The organism is Photorhabdus temperata, assembly GCF_025384845.1.
Taxonomy (GTDB): Bacteria; Pseudomonadota; Gammaproteobacteria; order Enterobacterales; family Enterobacteriaceae; genus Photorhabdus; species Photorhabdus temperata.
The window spans coordinates 24,350-35,071 of record NZ_JAJAFX010000016.1; the positions used below are offsets into that span (position 1 = coordinate 24,350).

The following is a 10,722-nucleotide window of genomic DNA, read 5'->3' on the forward strand; positions in this document are numbered from 1 at the left end:
ACAGCAACTGCCGGCCAGACTCAGATAGGCTGAGTCATTAAACCAACGGATTTCACACCGGCCTGATGTAACATGTTCAGTGCTTTAATAATCTCATCATAAGGCACTTCTTTCGAACCACCGATCAAGAAAACGGTTTTCGGATTCTCTTTTATTCGGGCCTGCGCTTCAGCAATAATCTGCGGCTCAGGTAATAACTCCAGCCGTTCATGGTTAATTACCATGGTGTATTGACCAACACCAGAAACTTCTACGATTACCGGCGGGTTATCGGAACTGGAAACCGTTTTGGAATCTACTGCATCCGGCAAATCAACTTCTACGCTCTGAGTGATAATCGGTGCTGTTGCCATAAAAATAAGCAACAAAACCAGCAACACGTCCAGTAAGGGAACGATATTGATTTCGGATTTCAGCTCACGCTTGCGACTACGAGTGCGTGCCATAGCCTCTCCCCTTACTATTTGTTTTCCGCTTTATTTTCAGCAGAGAAAGCCTGACGATGCAAAATAGCCAGAAACTCTTCCATAAAGTTATCGTAATTTTGCTCCAGCTTATTAACGCGCTGATTCAGGCGGTTGTATGCCATAACAGCCGGAATAGCAGCAAACAGACCAATCGCCGTTGCAATCAACGCTTCTGCAATACCCGGCGCTACCATCTGAAGAGTTGCCTGTTTTACCGCCCCTAATGCGATAAATGCATGCATAATCCCCCAAACTGTACCAAACAGGCCGATATACGGGCTGATTGAACCCACAGTACCCAAAAATGGAATATGGCTTTCGAGTGTTTCCAATTCACGGTTCATAGATATGCGCATTGCACGTGAAGCACCTGTTACTACCGCCTCAGGTGCATGGTTATTTGCATGGTGCAAACGGGCAAATTCTTTGAACCCAGAATAAAAAATTTGTTCCGTTCCACCCAAGGAATCACGGCGAGACTGACTTTCCTTATACAAGCGTGATAATTCAATACCTGACCAGAATTTGTCCTCAAACGCTTCCGCTTCACGGGTTGCCCCATTGAGAATTTTGGTCCTTTGAATAATGATTGCCCATGAAGCAATGGAAAAGCAGATCAAAATAAGCATGATCAGCTGCACCAAAAGGCCCGCCTTCAAGAATAAATCAAGAATGTTCATGTCAGTCACTACTTAAACTCCGCGACAATAGACTTAGGAAGCGCAATCGGCTTCATTTGAGATGTATTCACGCAGGCGATTAGAACTTCTGCGCTGTTAAGAATTGTTCCGTTAACATCAACAATGCGTTGAATAAATGTCAAAGATGCTCCACGAATATCCGTAATTTCGCTCTCTATCTGCAACATATCATCAAGCCGGGCTGGGACTCGGTAATCAACCACAATACGCCGAACAACAAATGCAATTTGTTCGTCAAGTAAACGCTGCTGATGAATGCCATGCTGACGTAACATCTCTGTACGGGCTCTTTCATAAAAGGCGACATAACGGGCGTTATAAACTACCCCACCAGCATCCGTATCTTCGTAATAAACACGGACGGGCCAACGGAACAACGTATTACTCACTTTCAATCCTAAATAAGGCGAATTAACGCTGCCACTATACTCAAGACCATGCAGCTTTGGAATAATGTGCAAATAAAAAATTTATTGGTTAAAAATCCCGTAACATACAGAATTAATTAATGGAAGAAGTGGTACAAGCCCCAAATCAAAATTAAGAACGCAGGCAGAGGAAAGAAAAAGATCCGCCAGACGATATTTCTTGGGTGAAAACCCGTTCCGAAAGTCACACCTGTGCACACAGCCCATCTTTACCTCCAAAGGGTATTCCCGCCGACATCAGGCGGGAGGGGAATTTGGACGGGCTTGAAAAGCCCGTAGAATCATCAGCCACGCTGATGTTGAATGTATTGTTTCACCATTTCCAGCGGTGCTCCACCGCATGAACCCGCAAAGTAGGAGCGAGACCAGAGAACGGCCTTTCCGTATGCTTCGCGTAAGTCCAGAAACTCATTACGTAAGCGACGGGAGGTTACCGCTTTCAGCGAGTTAACCAATACCGATAGCTGAACGGTCGGGGGATACTCAATCAGCATATGAACATGATCTAAATCGCCGTGACTCTCTTTAAGTTCTGCGCGGAAGTCACGGCAGATTTCACCTGCATACTGATGAAAGGCGGCATAGTGTCGCTCGCCAAGAATCTTTCTACGGTATTTGGTCACAAACACAAGATGTACATGCAAAAGAAAGGCGGCATGTCGTGAACGATTAATTTTGTATTTTTGCATTGAAGTTAGCCGAAGGCACAGTAAAATAGAGAATAAACCTACTACACACTGAATGATAATGCTAATACTGAAGGCCTACAAGTTCAGACTAGAGCCAACTGAAGAACAGTCGCAGCGTTTGCGGCAGTTATGCGGGTGTGCTCGTTTTGTCTGGGATCACGGACTTCAGGTAACAAAACACATTCTGGATTCCGGCGGAAAACTTCCCTCCGCGTTTGAACTCAACCGAATGCTCACGGGGTGGAAAAAAACACCGGAATACGCCTTCTTACAGGAAGCTTACACCGATAACCTTCAACAAAAACTTAAAGACTTACAGGGGGCATGGAGGCGTAGCTTCGATAAAACACTGGCAGCGAAAGCGCCTGTATGGAAACGAAAAAATGACGGCAGGGATTCAATCCGGTTCGTCAATTTTGAAAAATATTGTCTCCTTGAAAATCGCAGAGTCAGGCTGCCTTCTGGGCTCGGATGGATAAAGTTCCGGCAATCGCAGGAGGTGAACGGCAAAATCAAAAATGCCACGATCAGCCAGTCAGTGGGTAAGTGGTATGTGTCGTTTCAAGTCGAGATAGAAGCCTCTGAGCCACACCACGAATCAACAACAATGGTGGGTCTGGATGCCGGGATATCGAAACTGGCGACGCTCTCAGACGGGACGATATACGAACCGGTCAACAGTTTTAAAACCCGCCAGCGCAAGCTGGCGAAGCTCCAGAGACAGTTAAGCCGCAAAGTTAAGTTCAGCGCCAACTGGCAGAAACAGAAGCGAAAAATTCAGCGTCTGCACTCGCATATTGCCAATATTCGCCACGACTACCTTCATAAGACCACCACGAAAATAAGCAAAAACCACGCGATGATTGTGATTGAAGATTTGAAGGTCAGTAACATGTCGAAGTCAGCTAAAGGCACGGCAGAACAGCCCGGAAGGAACGTTCGGGCTAAATCAGGCTTAAATCGCGCGATACGGGATCAGGGCTGGTATGAAATGCGCCGTCAGCTAGAATATAAGCAGCGCTGTCGCGGCGGTCAGGTACTGGCAGTCCCTCCGGCATACACCAGCCAGCGGTGCGCATGTTGCGGTCATACAGCGAAAGAAAACCGCATATCACAAAGTCAATTCGAGTGCCTTGAATGCGGATATACGGAAAATGCCGATATCAACGGAGCTCGTAACATTTTAGCGGCAGGACATGCCGTGCTTGCCTGTGGAGGGAGGGTGCAGTCAGGCCGCCCGTCGAAGCAGGAACCAGACGCAGAGCGATCAGCCGTCGCCCACTAACGGGGATCCCCCTCTTGAGTCACGAAGTGCGAAAGTGGGGGAGGATGTCAAATGAGTAAAATGCCTTGCCATCGGTGCAATGAGCTGGTGTTGGCTGCAAAACGGGCGGGATTCCAGAAGACACAAGAAGCAAGCACCAACGCCATAATAAGGATAAGGCCCCTTACAGGACCTTTATCCATCAGCCGATAGCATTTATCTATCAACATTATTTCTCACTATTTTCAGCGGTTTTTTCCGCTTCATTATGCTCAAGCGCTAAGGCAGCGATTATAGCGAAACTACAAGCCAAGAGCGTTCCGAGAATCCAAGCAAAATACCACATGCTCTGTGCTCCTTAGTACAGTGAATGTTTGTTATTTTCAATAAAGCTTTTATCCAAACGCCCAAACATTTTGTAGTAACACCAAATAGTGTATCCCAGAATGATTGGGACAAAAATCAATGCAACTATAAACATGACACGCAGTGTCAACAGACTTGAAGTCGCATCCCACATTGTCAGGCTGACATTTGGATTAGTGATTGATGGCATAACAAATGGGAACATCGTCACACCACAGGTCAGAATAATGCAAACAATGGTCAGTGAAGAGAACAAGAATGCCCATCCTGCCCGATTCATACCGGTCATCAATATTGTCAGCAGAGGAGAAACAACACCCAGTGCCGGTAACGCCCACAACCACGGATAGTGATTAAAGTTGGTCATCCAGGCACCAGCCTGATGAGCTACTTCTTTATGTAATGGGTTAGACTGAGCCATAGTATCCAAGCCGCCAGTCACAATATAACCATCAATACCATAAATCAGCCATACACCTGCCAGCAGGAAAGCAACCATTGTCACCAGCGCACAGAGATAAGTTGCGGCACGGGAACGCAGACGCAGTTCACCGGTAGTACGCATTTGCAGATAAGTTGCCCCCTGAGTCACAATCATCATCAGGCTGATCACCCCTGCCAGCAAACCGTATGGATTTAGCAATCCGAAGAACGAACCGCTATAGAACAGACGTAGTTGGGAATCAACGTTGAACGGCACCCCTTGTAACAGATTACCGAATGCCACACCGATAACTAATGGCGGAACAAAACTACCGACAAATATCCCCCAATCCCACATGTTGCGCCACTTACGACTTTCCAGTTTGGAACGGTAATCAAAACCAACCGGACGGAAAAACAGCGCGGATAACACAAGGATCATAGCGACATAGAAGCCAGAGAATGCGGCGGCATAAACCGTCGGCCATGCTGCGAACAATGCCCCACCAGCAGTGATCAACCAAACCTGGTTACCATCCCAGTGTGGCGCTACTGAGTTAATCATGATGCGGCGTTCAGTATCGTTTTTACCAATGATGCGTAACAGGACACCCACGCCCATGTCAAAACCATCAGTTACCGCGAAACCGATTAGCAACACACCAATCAGCAGCCACCATATAAACCGTAGTACTTCATAATCAAACATAAGTGGACTCCCGTTTATTACTGAGCATCGTGCGCTGAAGTTGTTTTCTGTTCAAAGTGGTAGCGGCCAGTATTCAGACTACTTGGGCCACGACGAGCGAATTTGAACATCAAAAACATTTCTGCGATCAGGAACAAGGTGTAAAGACCACAAATCAGCGCCATCGAGAACAGGATATCGCTGGCTGCCAAATTGGAACTCGCCACCGCCGTTGGCAAAACTTCACCAATCGCCCACGGCTGACGACCATATTCAGCGACAAACCAGCCTGATTCTATGGCAATCCACGGCAATGGGATGCTGTACAATGCTGCGCGCAGTAACCATTTTTGCTCACCAATACGGCCACGGATCACGCTCCAAAACGCCAGACCAATCAACAGTAACATCAGAAAGCCGGCTGCAACCATGATACGGAATGCAAAATAGAGCGGAGCAACGCGAGGAATGGAATCTTTCGCGGCGGCTTTAATTTGTTCTTCGCTGGCATCAGTCACTTTGCTGGTATAACGTTTCAGCAACATGCCATAGCCAAGATCTTGCTTACTTTCATTGAATGCGGTACGAACCGTCGGATCCGTGTTACCTGCCCGCAGCTCTTCTAACAGTTGATAAGCCTTCATGCCATTACGGATACGCAGCTCATGCTGGTCCATCAGATCACGCAGACCAATAACCGGAGTATCGACAGAACGGGTTGCAATCAGGCCCATGAGATAAGGGATCTGAATGGCATATTTGTTTTCCATTTTATCCTGATCCGGGATACTTATCAGTGTAAAGGCTGCCGGAGGTGGCTGAGTTTCCCATTCAGCTTCAATTGCAGCCAGTTTAGTCTTCTGTACGTCACCCATTTCGTAACCGGATTCGTCACCCAAAACAATAACGGATAGCACAGCGGCGATACCAAAACTTGAAGCAATCGCAAATGAACGTTTAGCAAATGGAATATCACGGCCTTTAAGCAGGTAATAAGAACTGATGCCAAGAACAAAAATCGCCCCTGTCACATAACCCGCCGCAACGGTATGAACAAATTTCACCTGAGCAACCGGATTCAGTACCAATTCAGCAAAACTCACCATTTCCATGCGCATGGTTTCAAAGTTGAAGTCAGAAGCAATTGGGTTTTGCATCCAACCATTAGCAACCAGAATCCAAAGTGCGGAGAAGTTAGAGCCTAACGCAACCAGCCAAGTTACCGCCAAGTGCTGTTTTTTACTGAGACGATCCCAACCGAAGAAGAACAAACCGACGAATGTAGACTCCAGGAAGAACGCCATCAGACCTTCGATCGCCAGAGGCGCGCCGAAAATGTCACCGACGTAGTGAGAGAAGTATGACCAGTTAGTCCCGAACTGGAACTCCATGGTCAACCCTGTTGCGACACCCAGAGCAAAGTTAATACCAAATAACTTGCCCCAGAATTTTGTCATATCTTTGTAAATTTGTTTACCGGAGAGCACATATACCGTTTCCATAATCGCCAGCAAAAACGCCATACCGAGCGTTAGCGGAACGAACAGGAAATGATACATTGCCGTTAAGGCAAACTGTAATCGTGACAGTTCGACAATATCAAACATCTTGACTCCTTGCTCCTAGCAGGAAAGCACCGGCTTGCGGCAACCTGACTTCGTACAAGAACCTATTCAGGGCTCTAAAACGAAATCCTTATAACTACCAGCAATAAATGCCTCTAAAATAACAACTAATTATCAAGTAAATTAAAAACCTAATTAGACTAATAGTATAGTACGCTTATATTCCCATACAATAAATACGTTTTACGTGATTCAGATTAGAATTCTGAATATAAGTCAATAATTGCAGTTATTGTTTAATGGAAACTTATTGATCAGGATCAATTTAAGCAAATTAGAAAAATAATGCTATAGTAATAACTTGATTTTAATAATTTTTTTCCGGTTAGTGTTAACTACCCTGTCTATTATTTCATTTTGGTTGGCATATTGTTAATTATTTGTTTATTTAGATAATTATTGATTTCTATATTGCTGTTAAATGACTTATAAAATTAACTTTTTATTTTCATTCTTAAGAAAATATTATTATTAACGTCGTCTTTATTAAATTTAATTTAAACAAAGAACACTAATGAAATTCAGTTTAAATTAATTGGAGAATACCAAACTGAAAATAAAAATTTAATCACAGACAATACTGCCCACACAAATAGAAAGGCCACTTATCAGTGGCCTCATATATAAATATTTTTTATCAGAAGTTACTTGCCAGCAAGTAACTCTTTCACTGCATCACCGATGTCTGCCAGACTGCGGACCGTCTTCACGCCAGCGGCTTCCAGAGCAGCAAATTTTTCGTCCGCTGTTCCTTTACCACCCGCGATAATGGCGCCGGCATGGCCCATACGCTTACCTTTTGGTGCAGTCACACCTGCGATGTAGCCAACAACAGGCTTAGTTACGTGCTCTTTGATATAAGCCGCCGCTTCTTCTTCCGCATTACCACCGATTTCACCAATCATTACGATGGCTTCTGTTTGCGGATCTTCCTGGAACAATTTCAGGATATCAATGAAGTTAGAACCTGGAATTGGGTCGCCACCGATCCCAACACAAGTAGATTGCCCTAAACCTGCATCAGTGGTCTGTTTTACTGCTTCATAAGTCAGCGTGCCCGAACGGGAAACGATACCGACTTTACCTGCCAGATGAATGTGGCCCGGCATAATGCCGATCTTACATTCACCCGGCGTGATAACGCCTGGGCAGTTAGGGCCGATCATACGAACACCCGCTTCATCCAGTTTCACTTTAACCGCCAGCATATCCGGAGTCGGGATACCTTCAGTAATCGTGATGATCAGTTTGATGCCAGCGTCGATAGCTTCCAGAATGGAATCTTTACAGAATGGAGCCGGAACATAGATAACGGAGGCCGTTGCCCCGGTCGCTTCTACCGCTTCACGAACGGTATTGAAAACAGGCAATCCCAGGTGTTCAGTACCGCCTTTACCTGGCGTAACACCACCCACCATTTGGGTGCCATAGGCAATCGCTTGTTCTGAATGAAAAGTACCCTGACTACCGGTAAAACCCTGACAGATAACTTTGGTGTTTTTATCGATTAAAATAGACATTATTTTGCCTCCACTGCGGCTACTGCTTGCTTCGCTGCGTCTGTCAGGCTGGTTGCAGCAATGATATTCAAACCACTGTCAGCCAGTTTTTTCGCTCCCAGTTCAGCATTGTTCCCTTCTAAACGAACAACGACCGGTACGTGAACACCTACTTCTTCCACTGCACCAATAATACCGTCGGCAATCAGGTCACAACGGACAATACCACCAAAGATGTTAACCAATACTGCTTTCACATTTTCATCTGACAGGATGATTTTAAACGCTTCTGTAACACGTTCTTTGGTTGCTCCACCACCCACATCAAGGAAGTTCGCTGGGGCGCCACCATGCAATTTAACGATATCCATCGTACCCATTGCCAGACCTGCGCCATTTACCATGCAACCAATGTTGCCATCCAGAGCAACATAGTTCAGTTCCCACTGTGCCGCCTGCGCTTCACGCGGATCTTCCTGAGATGGGTCATGCATTTCACGCAGTTCAGCCTGACGGAACAGTGCGTTACCATCAGCGCCCAGTTTGCCATCCAGACAAATCAGATCACCCTGAGTCGTGATAACCAGCGGATTAATTTCAACCAGAGCCAGATCGCGCTCCAGGAACAGATTTGCCAATCCTAAAAAAATTTTAGTGAACTGGCTGATTTGTTTACCGGTTAATCCCAGTTTAAATGCCAGTTCACGCCCCTGATAAGGCATAGGGCCAACCAGTGGGTCGATAATCGCTTTATGAATGAGTTCCGGAGTTTCTTCCGCAACTTTTTCAATTTCAACACCACCTTCAGTAGAGGCCATGAACACTACACGACGCGTACCACGATCAACCACAGCACCGAGATACAACTCTTTCGCAATATCAGTTGCCCCTTCGACCAAAATCTGGTGAACAGGCTGCCCTTGCGCATCTGTTTGGTAAGTGACCAGACGTTTGCCCAGCCATTGTTCAGCGAAAGCGCGAATTTCTTCTTTACTGTTAACCAATTTCACGCCACCCGCTTTACCGCGACCACCAGCGTGAACCTGACACTTAACCACCCAAGGGCCAGCACCAATTTTAGATGCCGCTTCTTCTGCTTCACGCGGTGTAGTGCAGGCATAACCAGCCGGAGCGGGTAAACCATACCGTGCAAAAAGCTGTTTTGCCTGATACTCGTGTAAATTCATGATGTTCTATCCATAATCTAGTCTGAGAAGAGCAAATTGCTCTCTTAATTTTTTTGTTGCTCTGGATATAGCCAGCCCAAAGACTGGCTGTGCATGTACATTTGTTTACTTCAGACCGGGCAGATATTAGCGCGTATCTGCCCTTATTTATTATGTTGCTATACGTCCAGCAGCAAACGTGCAGGATCTTCCAGCATTTCTTTGATGGTCACCAGGAAGCCTACAGACTCGCGTCCATCGATCAGACGGTGGTCATAAGACAGTGCCAGATACATCATCGGAAGGATCTCTACCTGACCATTCACCGCCATCGGACGATCTTTAATGGCATGCATACCAAGAATCGCGCTCTGTGGCGGGTTAATGATCGGAGTAGACATTAAAGAACCGAATACACCACCATTAGTAATCGTGAAATTACCGCCGGTCAGCTCTTCGACGGTCAATTTACCGTCACGGCCTTTGATAGCCAGCTCTTTAATACGTTTTTCGAGTTCAGCCATGCTCAATGCATCCGCATCACGCAGTACCGGCGTTACCAGACCACGCGGTGTAGATACCGCAATACTGATATCGAAATAGTTGTGGTAAACCACATCAGCGCCATCAATAGAAGCATTCACTTCCGGATAGCGTTTCAGTGCTTCAACCACCGCTTTCACATAGAAAGACATAAAGCCCAGACGCACACCGTGGCGTTTTTCAAACGCTTCGCCGTACAGCTTACGCATTTCCTGAATCGGCTTCATGTTAACTTCGTTAAACGTCGTCAACATCGCAGTGTTGTTTTTCGCTTCCAGCAGACGTTCAGCCACGCGCTTACGCAAGCGAGTCATTGGAACACGTTTTTCGCTGCGGTGCGGCAACAAAGAATCTTGGACAGAAGCAGAGACTGCTGCTGATTTATTACCCGCTTTTTCGTTATCAGCCATATGTTTTTCCACGTCTTCGCGGACAATACGCCCACCAACACCACTGCCTTTAATCGCTTTGGCATCAAGATCATGCTCTGCAATCAGACGGCGAACCGCCGGGCTGAGTGCGTCGTTGCTCTCTTCTTCCAAACCCGCAGTCTGGCGTTTAGCCAAAGTTGCTTCCGTTTTTTCTTTTATTTCTGTCGGCTTACCCGTGCTATCGCCCAAACGGATACGACCAAGAAGCTGACTGGACAGAACGGTTGCATCTTTCACTTCCAAAATGGCTTCTAAAACACCGGCTTCACTGGCAGGCACTTCCAGTACCACTTTATCCGTTTCGATTTCAACCAGCACTTCATCACGTTCAACACGGTCACCCTCTTTTTTGTGCCAGACTGCAACAGTGGCATCAGCAACAGACTCGGGCAAAACAGGAACCAGAATATCTACGCTACTCATTTTCTATCC

At 46.2% G+C, this 10,722-nt stretch carries 12 protein-coding genes and 1 pseudogene; 1 reads left to right on the top strand and 12 read right to left on the bottom strand.

Going from position 1 to position 10,722, the window contains the following annotated elements; all coding sequences use genetic code 11:
* Positions 1–20: 20 nt before the first annotated feature.
* The 5 genes from tolR to tnpA all read right to left on the bottom strand — a co-directional run bounded on the left by tolR (position 21) and on the right by tnpA (position 2,285).
* Positions 21–446 carry a colicin uptake protein TolR gene (gene tolR, locus LGZ99_RS08220; protein WP_023045408.1) on the bottom strand — a complete coding sequence of 142 codons (426 nt, stop codon included), beginning with the start codon at positions 444–446 and terminating at the stop codon, positions 21–23.
* Positions 447–460: 14 nt separating this feature from the next.
* Positions 461–1,156: a Tol-Pal system protein TolQ gene (tolQ, locus tag LGZ99_RS08225; protein ID WP_021325048.1), complete on the bottom strand. Its 696-nt coding sequence runs from the start codon at positions 1,154–1,156 to the stop codon at positions 461–463.
* Positions 1,156–1,557 (bottom strand): tol-pal system-associated acyl-CoA thioesterase, encoded by a 402-nt coding sequence (gene ybgC, locus LGZ99_RS08230; RefSeq protein WP_036838592.1) that lies wholly within the window; start codon positions 1,555–1,557, stop codon positions 1,156–1,158. Before ybgC ends, tolQ begins: the two co-directional genes overlap by 1 nt.
* Before the next feature lie 116 nt (positions 1,558–1,673).
* On the bottom strand, positions 1,674–1,796 hold the full coding sequence (locus LGZ99_RS08235) for a cyd operon YbgE family protein (protein ID WP_081704233.1): 123 nt from the start codon (positions 1,794–1,796) through the stop codon (positions 1,674–1,676).
* An 84-nt stretch (positions 1,797–1,880) separates the two neighbouring features.
* Complete coding sequence (gene tnpA, locus LGZ99_RS08240; protein ID WP_051769400.1) at positions 1,881–2,285, bottom strand: IS200/IS605 family transposase; 405 nt, start codon at positions 2,283–2,285, stop codon at positions 1,881–1,883.
* Positions 2,286–2,343: 58 nt separating this feature from the next.
* On the opposite strand from tnpA, the gene LGZ99_RS08245 reads away from it, so the two are divergent.
* The gene (locus LGZ99_RS08245) at positions 2,344–3,570 is read left to right on the top strand and encodes an RNA-guided endonuclease InsQ/TnpB family protein (RefSeq protein WP_262979014.1); all 1,227 of its coding nucleotides are present in this window, start codon (positions 2,344–2,346) and stop codon (positions 3,568–3,570) included.
* A 50-nt stretch (positions 3,571–3,620) separates the two neighbouring features.
* Here the strand turns inward: LGZ99_RS08245 and LGZ99_RS08250 are convergent.
* The 7 genes and pseudogenes from LGZ99_RS08250 to odhB form a co-directional block, all read right to left on the bottom strand.
* Positions 3,621–3,779, bottom strand: a pseudogene (locus tag LGZ99_RS08250) (cyd operon YbgE family protein); the annotation flags it as partial.
* On the bottom strand, positions 3,779–3,895 hold the full coding sequence (gene cydX / locus LGZ99_RS08255; protein ID WP_021325053.1) for a cytochrome bd-I oxidase subunit CydX: 117 nt from the start codon (positions 3,893–3,895) through the stop codon (positions 3,779–3,781). The gene cydX and the pseudogene LGZ99_RS08250, both read right to left, overlap by 1 nt.
* 12 nt (positions 3,896–3,907) lie before the next feature.
* Positions 3,908–5,047, bottom strand: coding sequence for a cytochrome d ubiquinol oxidase subunit II (gene cydB / locus LGZ99_RS08260; protein ID WP_036838580.1), 1,140 nt, complete (start codon positions 5,045–5,047; stop codon positions 3,908–3,910).
* A gap of 17 nt (positions 5,048–5,064) precedes the next feature.
* Entirely contained in the window at positions 5,065–6,633 is a 1,569-nt protein-coding gene (gene cydA / locus LGZ99_RS08265) for a cytochrome ubiquinol oxidase subunit I (RefSeq protein ID WP_021325055.1), read from the bottom strand.
* 662 nt (positions 6,634–7,295) lie between these two features.
* Positions 7,296–8,171: a succinate--CoA ligase subunit alpha gene (gene sucD, locus LGZ99_RS08270; RefSeq protein WP_262979015.1), complete on the bottom strand. Its 876-nt coding sequence runs from the start codon at positions 8,169–8,171 to the stop codon at positions 7,296–7,298.
* Entirely contained in the window at positions 8,171–9,337 is a 1,167-nt protein-coding gene (sucC, locus tag LGZ99_RS08275) for an ADP-forming succinate--CoA ligase subunit beta (RefSeq protein ID WP_023045846.1), read from the bottom strand. Before sucC ends, sucD begins: the two co-directional genes overlap by 1 nt.
* Positions 9,338–9,495: 158 nt before the next feature.
* On the bottom strand, positions 9,496–10,713 hold the full coding sequence (gene odhB, locus LGZ99_RS08280) for a 2-oxoglutarate dehydrogenase complex dihydrolipoyllysine-residue succinyltransferase (protein WP_021325057.1): 1,218 nt from the start codon (positions 10,711–10,713) through the stop codon (positions 9,496–9,498).
* Between the last annotated feature and the right edge of the window lie 9 nt (positions 10,714–10,722).